Below are 18,513 nucleotides of genomic sequence, written 5' to 3'. Positions count from 1 at the left end.
GATTCCACGTGTCCGCATCGTGCTCCAGGCCGGACCCGGTGAACGGTCAGTTGCCGGGCTTGTCGTGGACATTGGCGAAGAACAGATCCCGCCAGCTGCCGGGGACCCGGCGGATCATCTGCGAGCGGGCCATGAAGCCGATGTATTGGCCGATCGCTTGGGGCGTCGTCGTGAAGGTCACCTGCGGATCGTTGAGGATCCGCGCGATGAGATCGACGTCGCTCCGGTCCTTCGAGAGCTTAATGTAGGATCGCGCCGCGGCGTTCCTGTCGCTGTCGATGATGGCGATCGCCTCGTCGAGAGCCGCGGTGAAGGCGTCGTAGAGCTTCGGGTTCTCCTCGACGTATCGGGACGAGGCCCAGATCGCGTTGAAGGTCGACGGCATGCCCAGCACGTCGAAGGAGTTCAGGATGGTCCGGATGCCGGGCTGCCGCGCCTCGAGCTCCTGGATGGGCGGCGCTGTGAAGTGGGCCGTCACCTCCTGGCCCGAGAGCAGGGCCGCCATCCCGTCGGGGTGGGACAGCGTCACCGTCAGCCTGTCGAGATCGTTGCGCCGGTCCTGGCCGAGTTCCTTCTCCGCGGCCATCTGCAGGAAGAAGGCCTGGACCGAGACCTTCACGGCCGGGAGGGCGATCTTGTCGCGGTCGGTGAAGTCCCGCAGCGACCGGATCCGCGGGTTGTTCGTGTTCATCAGCAGCGGCATCGAGTTCATCGTGGCCACCCCCTTCACCGCCAGGCCGGTGCCCTGGGTCTTCGACCAGAGCAGGATGAAGGGCGGAACGCCGCCCGCCGCGAACTGGATCGCGTTCGACAGGAGCGCGTCGTTCATGGCGGCGCCGCCCGCGAGCGTCACGAAAGCGACCTTGAGGCCGGGCAATCCGCGCCGCTCGGCCTGCTTCTGAAGGAGTTCGCGCTCCTCCATGATCATGAGCGGAAGATGTCCCAGGCTCGGCTGCCTGGCGATCCGCACGTCGCCGCCCTCCCCGCGCGCGGCGCCCGCGCCGGCCAGCAGCGCGGCCGCGCCCGTGATCAGGTGACGTCTGAGCATTCCGTTCTCCCATCAGGCTGCCGGGCTCGGTCGGCCCGCGACTCAACCCGCCTCGGCTCGATGGATCGCCGGCGCCGGAACGCCGTCGATCATGACGTTGATGCAGGCGGGCTTGCCGCTGGCGCGGGCCGCCTCGAGCGCGGCGGGAAGCTCCTCGGCCGAGGTCACCCATGCGCCGTGCCCGCCAAGCGCCACGGCGACCTGCTCGTAGCGCGAGGGCAGCAGCTCGCAATGCTTGGCCCGCTCGACACCGTAGCTGCGCAGCTGGATCTGGTACTCGGCATTCCACCGCGCGTCGTTCCCGATGACGACAATGATCGGCAGGGCGTGCCGAACCGCGGTGTCGAACTCGGCCATGTGGAAGCCGAACGTGCCGTCGCCGAGAATCGCCACCACGGGCGCGTCCGGGCTCAGGATCTGGGCGGCGATGGCGAAGGGGATCGCGGCACCGATGGTGCCCGAGACGCCATTCACGAGGCGCCGCTCGCCGCGGATCAGCGCTTGCGGCCACTGCCCGATCTCGCCGCCGTCGCAGACGAGCGTGCCGCCGGGGTGCCGCTTGAGGAAGTCGCCGACCGCCTGGGCGAGCTGCACCGGATGGACCCGCCCCGCGCTGCCGCGAACCGCCGCCCATTCCGGCGGCTCGTAGGCGAGGGCGGCGCGGACGCGCCCGCACCATCCGGCGCGCCCGCCCGCCTCGGCCGCGAGCGACGCCGTGAGCGCGGCCAGCACGGGCTTCGGGTCCGCGATGCCCGAGGCGAGCAGCCGGGAGCCCTTGCTGCGCGAGACCCTCGCGATCAGCTCGGGCTCGGGATCGATCGCCACGAAGGCGCAGGCGGGAGAGACCGCGGGCTCGTCCCCGAACCTCAGGGTGAAGTCGAGAGGCTTCCCGACGAGGACCAGGAGATCGGCCTCGGCGAGGATCTCGGAGAAGCAACCGAGGCCTGGATCGTTGACGCCGCGCGGGCTCTCCATCCCGATGACCGGCACGCCGGACCGCTGCTCGAGAGCGCGCGCCATGGCGGCCCCCTCCGCGCCGCACAGGGCCGGCCCGAGAAGGATCAGCGGCCGCGCATGGTTCGAGACAATCCGGCTCACCCGATCGATCAGGGACGGCGCGGGCGCGACGGCGGAGGGCTCGATCGCGTCCGGGAGGCTGATGCTCTGCGCCGGAACCTCGTGTTCGAGGAGGTCGACCGGAAGCGCGACATGAACCGGGCCCGGCCTCCCCTCCCGCGCGAGCCGCATCGCGCGGGCCAGATCGTCGCCGAGCGTGGCGGTCGACGCCGCCGTCCAGGACGCCTTGCACATCGGCCGGGCGATGTCGGCCTGCGCGAGTTCCTGGAACGCGCCGCGGCCGAGCTCCCGCAGGCCGGCATGTCCGGACAGCAGGAGCACCGGGGATTCCGCGGCCAGCGCCGTGAAGAGGGCGGCCGCGCCGTTCGACAGGCCCTGGCCCCCGGTGACCAGCGCGACGCCGACCTGCCCGGTGAGGCGCCCCCAGGCATCGGCCATGTGGACGCAGGCCGCCTCGTGGCGCACATGCACGATCTCGATCGTCGTCGCGAGGAGCGCGTCGAAGATCGGCATGATGTGATTGCCCGACAGCGTGAAGATGCGCGTCACCCCCAGCCGTTCGAGGGAGCGCGCGACGAGATCGGCGCCACGGATCGAGGTCATGGTCCTGTCCTCCACGCGCTGCCCGGGAGCGCCGCCTGCCTGTCCCGGAAGCTGGCCGGATTACCGACAAGCCCCGAACTGGGTCCTCGCATCATCGTCACAACGGGTGCCTTGAAAGACGTCTGTCAGGATTCCATCCGGGTTTTCATTCCAGATCCACAGCTCTCGTCACGCATTTTTCGATTTTCCTGAAAATTGCATCGGCAGACCGATCCGCCGCACGCGCATGATAACCGCAGACATCATGTCTCCTCGATGATCCTATCAGGCAAACCGCAAGTCGATTGAGAAATTTTGAACCTTTGCTTGAGCGGCTTTGAAGATGACGGCCTCTTCCGGACAATGCCGATCGGAACGTCTCGCCGATGCAGGGCGCATCGGGCCGGGCCGCGACGCGGGCGTCGTTGCCCTGCCGGCCGCGACAGCCGGACGCGTCAGGCCTGGGCAGAACCCGAGCCGTCGAAACGCGCCGACCGACGAGGAGCCGCTTCGACAGGACGCATCACTTTTTTGAATCGGATCCACATTTGTGAAATTTTGTTTTCATCGAGTCGGGTTGCATGCACAACAATCAGAATCCCAACCCCTCGCCGAGGCGATTGGCCTTCGGGATGGCGAGAGCCGGCGAGCGGACGGAACTCGGGAGTGGAGATGCCGGCTGGGCTTGATCCGGACGTTCGAGCCATCGGCCGCGGGCGTGGCGAACGACCTGCCGGCGACGCAAGACGGTCCCTGCTCGATGCCGCCGCGCCCGTCGCGTGCGCCGCCCGCGGGCATACGGTCGGAAGACTGCCTGTCTCGCTCGAGGCGGTAACGGGTCTGGAACCTTCAAGTCCTTCGATGTCCTTGCGCCGATCCGGCCGCCGCGGCGTGCCGTGCCGGCTCCGCGAGCCATCGAGCGGGTCGCCTCCCAGCCTGCCGGCGCGGCCGAACGCCCTCGTCGCCGTGCATCGTGCATGCTGACGCTGCGCCAGCTCCGCTACCTCGACGCGCTGAGCCGGCACCGACATTTCGGGCGGGCAGCGGAGGAGTGTGCGGTCAGCCAGCCGGCGCTCTCCATGCAGATCCAGGAACTCGAGGATTGTCTCGGCGGCGCGCTGGTCGAGCGCCACCACGGCAACGCGAGGCTGACCGAGCGCGGCGCGCAGATTGCCGAGCGCGCGGCCCTGATCCTGAGCGCCACGCGCGATCTGGTGGAGTTCGCCCACCGCACCGGCCGACTGCTCGTCGGAACTCTGCGCCTCGGCATCATCCCGACGCTCGCACCCTACGTCCTGCCGCGGGTGATCCCGGAACTGCAGCGCTGCTACCCGGAGCTTCGCCTCGGTCTCCTGGAAGCGCAGACTAGGACCCTACTGAACGAACTCACGCGCGGCACCATCGACGTGGCCCTCCTGACGCTGCCGGTCGAGAAGACCGATATCGAGACGCTGCAGCTGTTCGAGGACCGCTTCCTGCTCGCCGTCTCCGCCAAGGATCCGCTGCCCGAACGGGGACGGGTCACGGTCAGCGACGTCGAGCAGCGTCAGCTCCTCCTGCTGGAAGAGGGCCATTGCCTGCGGGATCAGGCGCTCGCCTATTGCGGCGACGCGCGCAACGAGGCGAGCAACAGCTTCTTCGCCACCAGCCTCGCGACGATCATCCAGATGGTGGCCAGTGGCTACGGCGTCACCCTGCTGCCGGAGGTCGCCGTCAACGTCGAGTTGCGCGACAGCCGCGTCAAGCTCCTGCGGTTCTCCGATCCGCAGCCGAGCCGAAGCGTCGGGCTCATGTGGCGGAAGACCTCGCCGTGCAGGGAGGATTTCCACGCCCTCGGCCAGGTGGTGCTCAAGGCGGCGAGCCCGGCGCTCGCGCTGTATCAGGGCGGGCGGGCGAGGCGGGCAAACTGTGCCAACCCGTCGGCCGACGTGCAGGCGTAGCGGGACCGGGCAGCCATCGGGCGCGGCGCTCAATCCGGCTGCCGCGCCATGATCTCGCGCAGCTTCGACGCGATCTCCTCTCCGGACCAGTCGGAATCGAAGGCGCGGACGAACAGGCCTGCCGGACTCATCAGATAGATGTAGGTGCTGTGGTCCAGGCGGCCGCCGCGCGCGTGCGCGCCTCCCTCGTGTCGGGCGACGTAGGCGCCGTAGGCCCGGGTCACGGCCTCGATCTCCCGCGGCTCGCCCGAGAGCCCGACGATCCGCGGATCGAAGGACCGGACGTACTCGCCCATCACGACCGGGGTGTCGCGCTCGGGATCGAGCGTGATGAAGATCGGTTGCAGATTGCCGGCCTCGGATCCGAGATGCTTCATCGCCGCGGCGATGTCGAACAGGGTCGTCGGGCAGATCTCGGGGCAGGACGTGTAGCCGAAATAGACCAGCAGCCACTTGCCTCCGTAGCTCCGCTCCGTGACGGTCGTCCCGTCGGGTGCCTTGAGCGTGAAGGGGCCGCCGACCGTCACGGCCTCCGCGGCGCGCGCCGGCGGGTCGAAGGCTGCCGAGGCGAGGCCGATGAGGATCCCGGCAACGAACCCTCGGGCGAGACGCGATCGGGACAGCAGCATCGGGCCTCGCCCAAGCACAGGTAGGCGGCCGGTGACCTCGGCCTGCACCGCACCCCGCCGTTCACGGGCCGGGATAGCCATGCCTGCCTGCCCGATCATCGACCGCCGCGGACAGTCTGGCCAAGTGTGTCAGGCTTTCCATGCCCTGTCCGACAGCTTTGCTGATTGACCTCATAAGAAGTTCTAGTTTTGAACATTTCGAAATCCATGATCGTCTCGCCGAAGGGCAGGCCTCGGGGAACCTCCCGGGGACGGAGAAACGCCGGGCAGGATCATCGGGCAGGATCATGGCGAGTGGCAGATCGATCGGGGCCGCGTGCGCCATCGCCGTCGGCGCCGCGACGACGTTGCCCGCGCTGGCCTACGATGCCGGCGCGGTCGCGGGCGGCGGCACGATCGAGGGAACCGTCCGCTTCGACGGAGTTCCCGGAACGCGCAAGATCGTGCCGACCAAGGATGTCGAGATCTGCGGCGGGCCGCGCGAGGAGGCCCTGATCGAGGTCGGTCCCGACAAGGGCGTCAAGGACGCCGTCGTCTACCTCGTCGGCGTGGGCAGCGGGAAGGCCTGGCCGCCGGCGGGCCGGAAGCCGGAACTCGACAACGAGAAGTGCCGCTTCGTGCCCTCCGTGCAGGTGATCCCGGCCGGTCCGCTGGACGTGGTCAACAGGGATCCCGTCCTGCACAACACGCACGGCTATTACGGCAAGCGCACCGCCTTCAACATGGCGCAGCCGAACCAGAACCAGGCCATCGCGGCCGAACTGCCGAAGGCCGGCGCCGTCAGGGTCGACTGCGACGCGCATGGCTGGATGGAGGGTTGGATCTACGTCGTGGACAACCCGTACTACGCGCTCACCGGCGCGGACGGCAGATTCAGCATCTCCGACGTGCCGCCCGGCGAGTACGATCTGGTGGCGCTGCAATCGGCCAGCAAACCGGTCCAGCAGAAGGTCACCGTCGAGGCCGGCAAGCCGACCAGCCTGTCGATCGAGCTGAAGAGGAAATGAGTTCGGGCGGCCTCGACCCCGGACCCGGAAATCGCACGCCCGGAACGGGCCGAGCCGGATGACGGGCGTCGGAGAAGGGGCCCGCGAGGCTGAGCACGGTCATGGGAGGAGACGCCGATGTCGGACCTTGAGCGCGAACGACGCGAGATCGCGGCGGCCCTGCAGCGGCCGGGGGTCAGCCCCGATCCGGACCTCAGGCTGACCAGGAGGACGTTCTTCCACAAGTCGTGCCTGTTCGGCGCGGCGACCGTCGGCCAGACCTTCGCGTGGTGGCCTTTGATCAACACGATCGACGTGGCCTACGCGGCCGAGGAATCGTTCAAGTTCGCCTGGATCTCGGACACGCATCTGTATCCGAGATCGGTCAATACCCGCTTCGTCGAGAAGGTCGTGCGCGCGGCGAGGGACGTCCAGTCCATGAACCCGCCGGCCGACTTCCTGATCTTCGGCGGCGACATCGCGCAGCTCGGCAAGCCGGAAGAGCTCGAACTCGGCGTCGAGCTGCTCAAGGAGGTGAAGATCAAGAAGGTCTTCATCCCGGGCGAGCACGATTGGTACCTCGACATGGGCAAGAAGTGGGGCCAGCTGTTCGGCCAGCCCAACTGGAGCTTCGACCACAAGGGCGTGCGCTTCATCGGGCTCGACACCGTCAGCCGCGGCCCGGATTACTGGACCGCGCGCAAGATGAGCCCCGAGGAGCGCATGGACCACATGGCGGTCCTCGACGGCTCGGTGGCCGGCCCCTGGGCCGGCGTCGGCCGCGACCAGCTCGACTGGATGGAGAAGATCCTCGCCGGCTGGGACCCGTCGAGGCCGGTCGTGATCTTCAGCCACAATCCGCTCTACGAGTATTACCCGCCGTGGAACTTCTGGGTGCGTGACTGGCGCGAGGTGCAGGCGATCCTGAAGCCGTACGCGAACGTCACCAACATCCACGGGCACGTGCATCAGGTGCTCTACAACGAGATCGGCAACATGCGCTCGATCGGCATGCTGGCGACCTCGTGGCCCTGGCCCTACGCGCCGGAGGGCGTGCCCAAGCTCACGAAGCCGATGATCCGGGTCGATCCCGGCGACATCTACGACGGCGTCGGCTGGGAGAAGCTGACGATGAACAGGGACAGGATCGAGGCCGAGTACGTCATGTGGGGCCGCAAGGAGGTGTTCGTCCAGTCGGCGGAGGATTCCTCGCTCAGCAATCCCGAGGTCCTGCGGCCGAGAATCGCCGATCAGCTGGGTCCCTACGAAGGAGCGAAGCCATGACGCGGGACGGGACGGTCGCTTCGCTCCTGGGGGCGCTCGCGGCGGCGGCGGCCTTCTCGGTCGTCCTGTTCGTCGTCGGCCCGGCGAGCGCGCACAAGGCCCCGGTCTCGCGGGAGCAGTTGAAGTCCTACGACGACGCCTTCATGGACGCGGTCAAGAAGGGCGATCTCCTGTTCCACGGCGACGCCGCGACCGCGAAGGCGATGGGGGTCAATCTCTCGAATTCGGGGATGGCGTGCGCGATGTGCCATCCCCATGCCGCCGACACCCACCCGCACACCTTCCCGAAGTTCCAGGCCCAGATCGGCAAGTTCTCGACGCTGCGGGACATGGTCAACTGGTGCATCGAGAAGCCGATGCAGGGCGAGCAGATCGAGGCCGATTCCGAGGCGATGAAGGACCTGGAAGCGTATATCTACTGGTCGAATACCGGCTCGGTGCTGACCCCTGGAAAGTACTGATACGGCCGCCGCTCGATCGAAGCGGCCGGCGCCCGAGCAGGGCCCTCAGCCGAACACGTCCCGGGTGAACGCGTCGTACCAGCCGACCGCCGCCCTGGCATTCCTGCGGCGCGTCTCCGATTGCTCGCCGGTCCCGGTCAGGAAGGCGCCGCTCAGCCTGATCGTCCCGTCGGCCGGCGTGAAGACGGCCGCGTCGCCCATCGCGTCGTTGCCGGCGAGGAAGGTGTAGAACGTGCCGAGCAGATGCGGCCGGGACGGGCGCGCCCCCGTCAGCGCCGTCAGGATCGCGCAGGCGCAGGCCTTGGCCTGGGCGTTGGCGCAGAAGGCGGATTTCGGCATGTCCCCCGCGCGGGCCGCGTCCCCGACGACGTGGATGCCGGGCCGGAGCCTCGACTCGAAGGTTTCCGGATCGACGGGACACCAGCCCCCCGCATCGACCAGCCCGGCGGCATGCGCCAGCGCACCGGCGGTCTGCCGCGGGATGACGTTGGCGATGTCGGCCCTGACGGTCCCCTGCGCCGTCCTGACGAGCCCCGCCGGGACGTCGACGGCCGTCACGCCTCCCGTCGAGCGGGCCGGCAGCCACTCGATCATGCCCGGATAGTGCCGATCCCAGCCCTCCCGGAACACCTCCTGCTGGTAGAAGCTGTCCTTCGCATCGAGGATGATGATCTTCGAGCGGGGCTTGAACTGCTTGAAATAATAGGCGGCGAGCGAGGCGCGCTCGTAGGGCCCGGGCGGACAGCGGGACGGCTCGGGCGGCGCGACGATGACGAGGACACCCCCGTCCTCCATGGCCTCCAGGCGCGCGCGCAGCAGCCTGGTCTGCGCACCCGCGCTCCAGGCATGCGGCATGGATTCCGTCGCCGCCTCGTCGTAGCCGTCAATCTCGCCGAACCGGAAGGCGATGCCCGGCGCGACGACGAGCCGGTCGTAGGTCAGGCTCGCGCCGCCCGTGAGCCGGACGCGCCTGATCCCCGGATCGATCGCCGCGGCCGCGTCCTCGACGACCGCGACGCCGTAGCGCCGAGCGAGCGTCCCGTATCCGTGGGTGAGCGATTCGAGCGACCAGAGGCCGGCGAGATAGAGGTTGCTGAAGACGCACGTCGCGTAGCGGGGTTTCGGCTCGACCAGCGTGACGTCGAGCGCGTCGCCGGCCGCCAGGTACTTCGCGGCCGTGGCACCCCCGATGCCGCCGCCGATCACGACGACGCGCGGCCTAGCTCGCGCGCGGGCCGGGCCGAGCGCCGAGCCCAGCGCCGCCGCGCCGATGCCGAGTTCGCGGCGGGTCCAGCCCGTCATGACTTGGGGCTCACGGCGGCTTCGCTCTCCTGCCGATGGCGGCGAGTTCGTCCGCGACGGCCGCGATCTCGTCATCCGTCAGCGACAGGCTCACCGCGCGCATGACGGGGCTCGCGCGCCCGCCCGCGCGGAACTCGTGCATCTTGTCGACGATCTCCTCCGCTTCCCACCGGAGAATCGAGGGGATGCCCGTGCTGCGGCCGTCGAGCCGGTGGCAGGCCGCGCAGATCGCCACGAGGGGCCCGCCCTCCTGCGCCGCGGCCGCCGAGATCCCGGCCGCCGAGATTCCGGCCGCCAAGATCCCGGCCGCCAAGATCCAGGCCGCGATCCGGGCGGCGGGCAGGAGCCGCGCCGGCTCCGAGCCTCGGATCCGGCGCGCACTCTCTCGCCGAACCGGTGTCTGGTTCGGCAAGCAGCGCTCGCGGCGGTCGCGACCTGCCGAGGCGGCCCCCGTCGGCCGATGCCGTCGATCGCGACCGCTCAAAAGTCGATGTCCATGTTGCCGTGATGGTGGTGGCCCTCGAGTTCCGGCATCACCCTGTCGTGCAGGTCGGCGATCATCGCCTCGGTCGTCACGAGGAGCCCGGCGACGGAGGCGGCGGCCCGGAGCGCCGTGCACACCACCTTCGCCGGGTCGACGATCCCCTCGGCGAGGAGGTCGGCGTACCGCCCCGTCTGCGCGTCGTAGCCGAAGCCGTAGGCGTCTTCGGCGAGGACCCTGCCGATCACGACCGAGCTGTCCTGCCCGGCATTGCTCGCGATCTGCGCGATCGGCGCGGCCAGCGCCTTCGCGACGAGCCTGATGCCCTGCCGCTGATCCTCGTTCGCGCCCGCAAGCGGCCCCAGCGCCCGCGCGGCGCGCAGCAGGGCGACGCCGCCGCCCGGCAGGATTCCCTCCGCCACGGCCGCGCGCGTCGCGTGCAGCGCGTTGTCGATCCGGTCCTTGCGCTCCCGGACCTCGGCCTCGCCGGCGCCCCCGACCCGGATCACGGCCATGCCCGTCGACAACCGGCCGATCCGCTCCTGCAGCTTCTCGCGGTCGTAGTCGGACGCGGTCTCGCCGATCTGCGCCCTGAGCTCCCTGATCCGCGCCGCGATCTCGGCCTCGTTGCCGTATCCTCCGACGATCGTGGTGTCGTTCCTGTCGACCGTGACCCGCCTCGCCCGTCCGAGCAGCCGGATGCTGGCATTCTCGAGCTTGATGCCGAGTTCCTCGCAGATCGCGTGGCCGCCCGTGAAGATCGCGATGTCCTGCAGGAGCGCCTTGCCGGGAGGGCCGTAGCCGGGCGCCCTGACGGCGGCGACCCGAAGGGAGCCGCGCATGGCGTTGGCTGCGAGCGTGGCGAAGGCCTCGCCCTCGACGCCCTCCGCGACGATGAGGAGCGGCCTGCCGGTCTCCATCACGGCGTCGAGCAGCGGCAGCAATTCCCTGAGGGACGAGATCGTCCTCTCGTTGACGAGCACGTAGGGCTCGTCGAGCTCGACCCGCATCGTTCTCGGGTCGGTCACGAAGGTCGGCGAGATGTAGCCGCGGTCGAACTGCATGCCCTCGGTGACGTCGAGCACGGTCTCGAACGATTCGCCCGCCTCCACGCTGATCACGCCGTCATCGCCGACCTGCCGCATGGCGTCGGCGATGAGGCGGCCGATCGCAGCGTCGCCGTTGCCGGACACGGTGGCGATCCGCGCGATCTCCTCGCTCGACGCCACCGCCCTGGCGTTCCGGCGCAGATCGGCGACGACCGCCGCGACCGCGGCATCGATCCCGCGCTTGAGATCCATCGGGTTCACGCCGGCGGCAACGAGCTTGACGCCGTCCCGGACGATGGCCTGGGCCAGCACCGTCGCCGTGGTGGTGCCGTCGCCGGCGAGGTACGAGGCCCGCGAGGCGACGGCCTTCACCATCTGGACGCCCATGTTCTCGAAGCGGTCGCCGAGCTCGATGTCGTTCGCGACCGTGACGCCGTCCTTGGTGATGCGCGGCGGATCGTGATCCCGTCCCAGCACGACGACGCGGCCCCTGGGACCGAGGGTCACGCGGACCGTCTCGGAGAGGAGGTCGATGCCCCGCAGCATCCGGCTGCGGGCCTCGTCCGAGAACGTCACCTGCTTGGCGGCCATCGTTCGCTGCTCCACTCGCCGTTCCCGGCCCGATATGCGGGAGGTTCGTCGCGCAGGCCGGAGCCTCCCGCGGACCGCGCGACGGCCGCATCCGCCGCCCGGGCGATCCGTGCGGGCGCGGCCGTCGATCGGCGCTCGCCTCTCATCGCCCGGCCACGGCCTCCGGACGCCCCTCGCCACGCGGCACCGCCGCCGCTCGCGGCCTGTAGGCGTCTTCCGGGCCGAGCGTCTGGAGGTTCGGATCGTTGAGCGCCGCGCGGTCCGCCGGGGAGAGCGGCAGGGGCCTGCCGCTGAGCGGATCGGTGAAGGCCGAGAGCGACAGGATGTAGTAGGACAGCGCCCAGCGATCCGCATCCGGGAAGGCGTCCTTGAAGGACGCCATCGGCGTGCCGCTCAGGCCCGTGGTGATGGTCCGGTAGAGATCCGACACGGTCGGACCCGACTTGAACTGGCCTCGCGTCAGGTTCGCGGGACGGATGGGAAAGCCCCAATCGTCCTTCAGCCCGGGCGCCTTCTGCCCGTCGCCCCTGCCCTGTTGGCCGTGGCATTCCCAGCACTTGGCCTGCTGCCAGATCGCCTTGCCGTGGGCGATCATATCCGCCGACGGCCTCGGCGGCGTGCCGATCGGCATCGGTGGTCCCGGCGGCTCGTCGACGAAGTAGTAGGCGGGGGCTTGCGTCTCGTCGGATCTGTCGACGGTGAGCGCGTACTTGACGTACTGCATCACGGCGAGGCGCTCGTCGAGCGGCAGCTCGTACCAGGCCGGCATGGCGGTGCCGCGCACGCCGCGCGTGATCGTCCGCAGCAGGTCGGCATCCGAGGGCAGCGTGCCCTTGGTCAGCCGGAACTTGAACACGCCCGTGGTGAAGTTGCGCGGGCGCTGCCGCGTCATGAAGGTCGCGGCCCAGCCGTTGCCGTTGCCGGTCTCGCCGTGGCAGGCGATGCAGCGGCGCTCGTAGACGAGCTTGCCGCGCGCGACCCACGCGTCGGACCGCTCCTGGGCGACCCCGGACCCCTCCACCTCCTCGGACAGGGCGAGATCGCGCCACTGCCCGCGATCCGTCCCGAGCTTCTGGATATAGGCCGTCAGCGCCTGGACGTCCTTCGTCTCGGCGACGAGCTTGACGGCCGCGCCCGCGAATTCCTGGTTCGGCGTCCAGACGATCGGGTGCCTGCCGCGGGCATCCATCGGCACGAACAGCAGGCCGTCCTTGTTCGGCGTCAGCTTGACCTGCTCCTTGCTGCCGAAGTCGAACAGCCTCTCGGTCGCCGCCGTCCTCTCGAGCGTCTTGCCGGTCGATCCGTCGGGGAGCGTGAACGCCTCGTCGTCGACGATCGCCGCCGGCTCGGGAACCGTCTCGAACAGGCCGGAGAATCCGCCCATGATCGAGCCGCGCGTGATGCCGGGCGGATTCCAGAAATGCGCGAGGTGCCACTCGTCGCCGTATTTCAGCCCCTCGCGCGAGAGGTCCGGGCCGACCCCGCCGGGGCCGAACAGCCGCGGCCTGTCGTAGGCGGACTCGCCCGGCTCCGCGAGCGGCCCCCAGCGGCGCACATCGGCGGTGACCGGCCCCCAGGGACGCGCGTCGGTGCTGACGGGGCGCACGTACTGCGAATGACAGTAGTTGCACCCGCCCGCCAGGTAGACCCGGCGCCCCTCCGCCTCCAGCGGGGTGTAGTCGGTGGCCTCGGTCACCACCCATTTGAGCTGGCCGAGATCGTTGCGCACGACGGCCGTCACCCGCCTGTCGGCGGCCGGCGGATCGCCCGGGGGCGACGCCCCGTGGGTGACGGGCGCGAGGAGGAGGACGCCGGCGCAGGCGGCCGTCGCGGCGAGGCGCCCCGTCATCGGCCGGGCTCCGTGCCGGTCCGCGCGGCCCCGTCAGGGCGGAATTCGGCAGGCGCGACGTCGCGGCGCGCCGAGCGCAGGCCCATCGTCGAGCGCGTCGGCGACGTCGTCATGGCCGTGTTCCCCGAAGGCGTTCCTCATGTTCTACCGAACACGAAACGGCGACTTGCACAAAACCAGAACTTCTTATCGGAACGATCAGCAAACTTATTGGGCGCAATGGGAAAAAGGGTGCCACAGTAAAGCTGCGCGCTCCGGCGCGAGCGGCCGCGGGGCCGGGAACGGCTTTCCGAGGCATCGAGGGCCGCCTGCCGTGATCGGCATCGGGCGCCCCTCCTGCCGCCCAGGGCAGGCGAGTCCTGGGCCGGCCCGTCCTGGACGCTTCGCGGGAGGGGGCTTCTCGATGATCGGCTTCCGCCTGGCCCTGCTGCTTCTTCTCGCTCCGATCGCGATCGCCCTGAACGTTCTCGGGCTCATCGTGTACAAGGCGATGAACCCGCCGAACACGCGGAGCGAGCAGCACGGCTATCGCGGCACCGGCATGGTCCTCCTGCAGGAGCCGGAGGCCAGGGCGGCCGCGCTCGCCGGGAACGCGATCCCGGCCTCGGTGCCCTACGCGGGCGACGAGGGCGCCAAGGCCGGCACCGTCTACGAGAACGTCAAGGTCCTGGGCGAGGTCAGCGTCGGCGAGTTCACCCGGCTGATGGTCTCGATGACCAAATGGGTCGCGGCCGATCAGGGCTGCGCCGCGTGCCACAACACCGCGAACTTCGCCGACGACGCGCTCTACACCAAGGTCGTGGCGCGGCGCATGCTGCAGATGGTGCAGCACGTCAACGCGGACTGGACGAAGCATGTCGGTGAGACCGGGGTGACCTGCTACACCTGCCATCGCGGCCAGCTGGTGCCGCCCAATGTCTGGTTCAGCGATCCCGGCCCCGCGCAGGCCGGCGGTTCGGCCCAGAGGCCGGCCGGCAAGAATCACCCGTCGCGCGTGGCCGGCGGCTCCGCCCTGCCCTTCGACCCGCTCACGCCCTTCCTGGAGCAGGATGGCGAGATCCGGGTCGCGTCGAGGACGGCCTTGAAGGCGGGCAACCCGCAATCGATCAAGCAGGCCCAATGGACCTACGCTCTGATGATGAGCTTCTCGAAGTCGCTCGGCGTGAACTGCAACTTCTGTCACAATACGCGCTCGTTCTACGATTGGGCCGACAGTCCTCCCCAGCGGATCACGGCCTGGCACGGCATCCGCATGGTGCGCGACCTCAACGGCAACTACCTCAACCCGCTGCGCGACACGCTTCCCGCGAACCGCCTCGGGCCGGCAGCCGGCGACGCACCGAAGGTCTCCTGCGCCACCTGCCACAACGGGGTCAGCAAGCCGCTCTTCGGCATCGGCATGGTGAAGGATTTTCCGGAGCTGAAGGCGAGATCCCGCCAGCAGTCGGACGCGCGGTAGGATCGGTCCGGGCGTCGAGCCGCCGCGCCTCGCAACAGCTTCGGCAGGCCCGGGGGCCCTTCCGCCGATCGCGGCGTCCGAAGCCGCGGCCCCGGCCGGGCGCCGAGACCGCGCGGCCCCGCCCGGAGACCGTCAGAAGAAGGCCTGCAGGCCGGTCTGGGCGCGTCCGAGGATCAGCGCGTGGACGTCGTGCGTGCCCTCGTAGGTGTTGACCGTCTCGAGGTTCTGGGCGTGGCGCATCACGTGGTACTCGCCCATGATGCCGTTGCCGCCGTGCATGTCGCGGGCGGTGCGGGCGATCTCCAGCGCCTTGCCGCAATTGTTGCGCTTGATCAGGCTCACCATCTCGGGCGCCATCCGGCCCTCGTCGAAGAGCCGCCCGACCCGCAGGCACGCCTGAAGGCCGAGCGCGATCTCGGTCTGCATGTCGGCGAGCTTCTTCTGGACGAGCTGGGTCTGCGCGAGCGGCCGGCCGAACTGCCTGCGATCCAGCGTGTACTGGCGCGCCCTGTGCCAGCAATCCTCGGCCGCGCCCATCGCGCCCCAGGCGATGCCGTAGCGCGCCCGGTTGAGGCAGCCGAACGGACCCTTGAGCCCCGACGCGTTGGGCAGGAGCGCATCCTCGGGCACCTCCACCTCCGCCATCACGATCTCGCCCGTCACCGAGGCGCGCAGCGACAGCTTGCCCTCGATCCGCGGCGCCGAGAGGCCGGGCATGCCCTTCTCGAGGATGAAGCCCCGGATCGCGTCGTCGTGTGCGGCGGACTTCGCCCAGACCACGAAGACGTCGGCGAAGGGCGCGTTCGAGATCCAGGTCTTGGCGCCCGAGATCCGGTAGCCGCCGGCGACCGGCACGGCCCTCGTCGTCATGCCGGCCGGGTCCGAGCCCGCCTCCGGCTCGGTCAGCCCGAAGCAGCCGACCCACTCGCCGGAGGCCAGCTTCGGCAGGTAGCGCCTGCGCTGCGCCTCGTCGCCGTAGGCGTGGATCGGGTACATCACGAGAGAGGATTGCACGCTCATCATCGAGCGGTAGCCCGAGTCGACGCGCTCGACCTCGCGGGCGACGAGGCCGTAGGCGACATAGGAGGCGTTGGCGCAGCCGTACTCCTCCGGCAGGGTCACGCCGAGCAGGCCGAGCTCGCCCATGGCCTCGAAGAGCGAGCGGTCGGTCCGCTCCTGCGCGTAGGCCGCGACGATCCCCGGCAGAAGCCGCTCCTGCGCGAAGGCGCGCGCGGTGTCGCGGATGGCGCGCTCGTCCCCACTCAACTGGTCGTCGAGCAGGAACGGATCGTCCCAGACGAAGGACGCGGAGGCCGGGGCCGAGGGCAAGGCCGAGCCGGGGGGGCGCTGCGGAGCATTCATGGTCGGTTCCTCGCCGTTCAGGTTCTGGAGGGACTCTGTCATCCGCCCGGCCGTCAGGCCGCGCCGGGCAGGCCGCCGGCCGCGCTCACCCGGCGCAGATGGTAGGGCGTGTCGCCGAACAGGTGCTCGATCGCGGTCAGGCGCCGGAACTGGTGGGCGCCGAGATATTCGAGGGTCATGCCGATGCCGCCGTGGAGTTGCACCGCCTCCTGACCGATGGAGCGGGCCGAGCGGTTGATCTGCACCTTGGCGGCCGACACCGCCGGCCCGCGCTCGGCCGCATCCTCGCTGCTCGCCATCATGGTGGCGTAAAGGGCCATGGAGCGAGCCTGCTCCAGCGCCATCAGCATGTCCACCGCCCGGTGCTGGAGCACCTGGAACGCGCCGATGGCCGTGCCGAACTGCCGGCGGGTCTTCAGGTAGTCGAGGGTGAGGCCGTGGAGCGCGTCCATCAGGCCGACCGCCTCGGCGGCGACCGCCGCGATGCCCTCGTCGAGCACCCGCTCGATCACCGGCAGGGCCGCGTCGGCCGGCCCCAGCAGGGCGTCGGCCGGCAGGCGGACGCCCGCGAGCAGCAGGTCCGCCGCCCGGCCGCCGTCATGGGTGGGATAGGCCCGCACGCTCACCCCGGGGGCGTCGGCGGGCACCAGGAAGAGGCTGATCCCCTCGCGCTCCCGCCGGCCGCCGGCGGTGCGGGCGCTCACCACCAGGGTCTGCGCCGCGTCCGCGTTCAGGACGACGCACTTCTCGCCGTCGAGCCGGTAGCCGCCCCCCTCGCGGCGGGCGGCAAGGGCGACGTCCGCGCGATCGTAGCGCGCCTGCCGCTCCCCGTGCGCGAAGGCGAAACGATGGCGGCCCTCCGCGAGGGCGGGGACGTGCTCGGCCCGCTGGGCCGGGCTGCCGGCGAGGCGCAGGGCGCCGCCGCCGAGCACGATGCCGGCGAGATAGGGGACCGGCGCGAGGTGCCGCCCGAGCGCCTCGAAAGCCAGCATGGTCTCCACCGGCCCCCCGCCGAAGCCGCCGTCGCCTTCCGCGAAGGGCAGGCCGAGCAGGCCGAGCTCGGCCAATTCCGCCCAGGCCTCCGGATCGAACCCGAGGGGCTGCCGGCGGGCGGCCTCCACCCGCTCAAGGGCGGCGTAGCGGTCGGAGGCCCAGCGGCTCACGCTGTCCTTGAGGAGGCTCTGCTCGTCGGTGAGATCGAAATCCATCGGCTGCCTCTCCTCAGAGCCCCAGGATCGCCTTGGCGATGACGTTGCGCTGGATCTCGTTCGAGCCGCCGTAGATCGTGACCTTGCGGGCGTTGAGATAGGTCGGCGCCGCGAAGGATTCCCAGCTCAGGGCCTCGGGATCGTTGGGCAGGCCGCCGCGGGGCGCCGGCAGCCCGAGGGGACCGGCGAGCTCGAGGAGGAGCTCGGTCGCGGCCTGCTGAAGCTCGGAGCCCTTGATCTTGAGGATCGAGGAGGCGGGATCGGGCCTCGCCGCGTCGCGCTTCGCCTGGGCGGCCACCACCCGCATCTGCGTGATCTCCAGCGCCTTCAGCTCGATCTCCAGGCTCGCCACGCGGGCCCGGAAATCCGCCTCGTCCCACATCGTGCCGGCGCCCGCCGGCACCTCGCGGGCGAGGCGCTTGATGCGCGCGATCCGCTCCTTGGTCAGCCCGATCCGGGCGATGCCGGTGCGCTCGTTGGCGAGCAGGAACTTGGCGTAGTCCCAGCCCCGGTTCTCCTCGCCCACGAGGTTCTCGGCCGGCACCCGCACGGAATCGAAGAACACCTCGTTGACCTCGTGGCGCCCGTCGATCGTGATGATGGGGCGCAGGCTCACGCCGGGGCTCGTCATGTTGATGAGCAGGAACGAGATGCCCCTCTGCTTCTTCGCCTCCGGGTCGGTGCGCACGAGGCAGAAGATCCAGTCGGCGTGCTGGCCGAGCGTCGTCCAGGTCTTCTGGCCGTCGACGACGTATTGGTCGCCGTCGCGCCTGGCCCGGGTCTTGAGCGAGGCGAGGTCCGAGCCGGCGCCGGGTTCCGAGAAGCCCTGGCACCACCAATCGTCGAGATTCGCCGCCCGCCCGAGGAAGCGCTCCTTCTGGGCCTCGCTGCCGAAGGCCGCGATCACCGGCCCGAGCATGAAGCAGTTGAACTGCTGGGGCAGCGGCACCGCCGCCTGCATCAGCTCCTCCATGAAGATGTAGCGGCGGATCGGGTCCCAGTCCTGGCCGCCCCATTCGCGGGGCCAGTGCGGCACGGCCCAGCCGCGGGCGTTGAGGATGCGCTGCGAGGTCACGTAGTCGGCGCGTGCCAGCGGCCGGCCCTCCGAGACCTTGGCGCGGATCTCCGCCGGGATCTCGGTGCGGAAGAAGCTCCGCACCTCGGCGCGGAAGGCGGATTCCTCGGGCGTGAAGCGCAGGTCCATC

15 protein-coding genes are annotated in these 18,513 nt (G+C 70.1%); 5 read left to right on the top strand and 10 right to left on the bottom strand.

Going from position 1 to position 18,513, the window contains the following annotated elements; all coding sequences use genetic code 11:
* Window positions 1-46: 46 nt before the first annotated feature.
* Together WDW90_RS08805 and WDW90_RS08800 are read right to left on the bottom strand one after the other, a co-directional pair.
* Entirely contained in the window at window positions 47-1,048 is a 1,002-nt protein-coding gene (locus tag WDW90_RS08805) for an ABC transporter substrate-binding protein (protein ID WP_336487013.1), read from the bottom strand.
* 42 nt (window positions 1,049-1,090) lie between these two features.
* Window positions 1,091-2,728, bottom strand: coding sequence for a thiamine pyrophosphate-binding protein (locus WDW90_RS08800; protein ID WP_336487012.1), 1,638 nt, complete (start codon window positions 2,726-2,728; stop codon window positions 1,091-1,093).
* Between the two features lie 956 nt (window positions 2,729-3,684).
* On the opposite strand from WDW90_RS08800, the gene WDW90_RS08795 reads away from it, so the two are divergent.
* Window positions 3,685-4,647 carry a LysR substrate-binding domain-containing protein gene (locus tag WDW90_RS08795; RefSeq protein ID WP_336487011.1) on the top strand — a complete coding sequence of 321 codons (963 nt, stop codon included), beginning with the start codon at window positions 3,685-3,687 and terminating at the stop codon, window positions 4,645-4,647.
* Window positions 4,648-4,676: 29 nt separating this feature from the next.
* On the opposite strand, the gene WDW90_RS08790 is transcribed toward WDW90_RS08795, so the two are convergent.
* Window positions 4,677-5,276: an SCO family protein gene (locus WDW90_RS08790; RefSeq protein WP_336487010.1), complete on the bottom strand. Its 600-nt coding sequence runs from the start codon at window positions 5,274-5,276 to the stop codon at window positions 4,677-4,679.
* 287 nt (window positions 5,277-5,563) lie between these two features.
* Between WDW90_RS08790 and WDW90_RS08785 the strand changes: the two genes are divergently transcribed.
* The 3 genes from WDW90_RS08785 (at window position 5,564) to WDW90_RS08775 (ending at window position 8,007) form a co-directional block, all read left to right on the top strand.
* Window positions 5,564-6,283, top strand: coding sequence for a carboxypeptidase regulatory-like domain-containing protein (locus WDW90_RS08785; protein ID WP_336487009.1), 720 nt, complete (start codon window positions 5,564-5,566; stop codon window positions 6,281-6,283).
* A gap of 117 nt (window positions 6,284-6,400) precedes the next feature.
* Window positions 6,401-7,546 carry a metallophosphoesterase family protein gene (locus WDW90_RS08780; RefSeq protein ID WP_336487008.1) on the top strand — a complete coding sequence of 382 codons (1,146 nt, stop codon included), beginning with the start codon at window positions 6,401-6,403 and terminating at the stop codon, window positions 7,544-7,546.
* The gene (locus WDW90_RS08775) at window positions 7,543-8,007 is read left to right on the top strand and encodes a c-type cytochrome (protein ID WP_336487007.1); all 465 of its coding nucleotides are present in this window, start codon (window positions 7,543-7,545) and stop codon (window positions 8,005-8,007) included. Before WDW90_RS08780 ends, WDW90_RS08775 begins: the two co-directional genes overlap by 4 nt.
* 45 nt (window positions 8,008-8,052) lie before the next feature.
* Here the strand turns inward: WDW90_RS08775 and WDW90_RS08770 are convergent, their stop codons facing one another.
* The 4 genes from WDW90_RS08770 to WDW90_RS08755 form a co-directional block, all read right to left on the bottom strand.
* Window positions 8,053-9,309, bottom strand: coding sequence for an FAD-dependent oxidoreductase (locus WDW90_RS08770; RefSeq protein ID WP_336487006.1), 1,257 nt, complete (start codon window positions 9,307-9,309; stop codon window positions 8,053-8,055).
* Window positions 9,310-9,319: 10 nt separating this feature from the next.
* Entirely contained in the window at window positions 9,320-9,721 is a 402-nt protein-coding gene (locus tag WDW90_RS08765) for a c-type cytochrome (RefSeq protein ID WP_336487005.1), read from the bottom strand.
* A gap of 68 nt (window positions 9,722-9,789) precedes the next feature.
* Window positions 9,790-11,430, bottom strand: coding sequence for a chaperonin GroEL (gene groL / locus WDW90_RS08760; RefSeq protein WP_336487004.1), 1,641 nt, complete (start codon window positions 11,428-11,430; stop codon window positions 9,790-9,792).
* Window positions 11,431-11,572: 142 nt separating this feature from the next.
* Window positions 11,573-13,279, bottom strand: coding sequence for a cbb3-type cytochrome c oxidase subunit II (locus tag WDW90_RS08755; RefSeq protein ID WP_336487003.1), 1,707 nt, complete (start codon window positions 13,277-13,279; stop codon window positions 11,573-11,575).
* 403 nt (window positions 13,280-13,682) lie between these two features.
* Between WDW90_RS08755 and pufC the strand changes: the two genes are divergently transcribed.
* On the top strand, window positions 13,683-14,738 hold the full coding sequence (pufC, locus tag WDW90_RS08750; protein ID WP_336487002.1) for a photosynthetic reaction center cytochrome PufC: 1,056 nt from the start codon (window positions 13,683-13,685) through the stop codon (window positions 14,736-14,738).
* A gap of 132 nt (window positions 14,739-14,870) precedes the next feature.
* Here the strand turns inward: pufC and WDW90_RS08745 are convergent, their stop codons facing one another.
* Genes WDW90_RS08745 through WDW90_RS08735 form a run of 3 tightly spaced genes read right to left on the bottom strand, consistent with a single transcriptional unit; the run spans window position 14,871 to window position 18,512 of the window.
* Window positions 14,871-16,100, bottom strand: a complete 1,230-nt coding sequence (locus tag WDW90_RS08745) for an acyl-CoA dehydrogenase (RefSeq protein WP_336487077.1) — start codon at window positions 16,098-16,100, stop codon at window positions 14,871-14,873.
* A 53-nt stretch (window positions 16,101-16,153) separates the two neighbouring features.
* Window positions 16,154-17,308 (bottom strand): acyl-CoA dehydrogenase family protein, encoded by a 1,155-nt coding sequence (locus tag WDW90_RS08740; RefSeq protein WP_336487001.1) that lies wholly within the window; start codon window positions 17,306-17,308, stop codon window positions 16,154-16,156.
* A 13-nt stretch (window positions 17,309-17,321) separates the two neighbouring features.
* Window positions 17,322-18,512 (bottom strand): acyl-CoA dehydrogenase family protein, encoded by a 1,191-nt coding sequence (locus WDW90_RS08735; protein WP_336487000.1) that lies wholly within the window; start codon window positions 18,510-18,512, stop codon window positions 17,322-17,324.
* Between the last annotated feature and the right edge of the window lies 1 nt (window position 18,513).

It is taken from the genome of Methylobacterium nigriterrae (genome assembly GCF_037106235.1).
Classification (GTDB): domain Bacteria; phylum Pseudomonadota; class Alphaproteobacteria; order Rhizobiales; family Beijerinckiaceae; genus Methylobacterium; species Methylobacterium nigriterrae.
The sequence above is the reverse complement of the archived record's forward strand: the minus strand, read 5'-3'. Positions and strand labels throughout refer to the sequence as shown.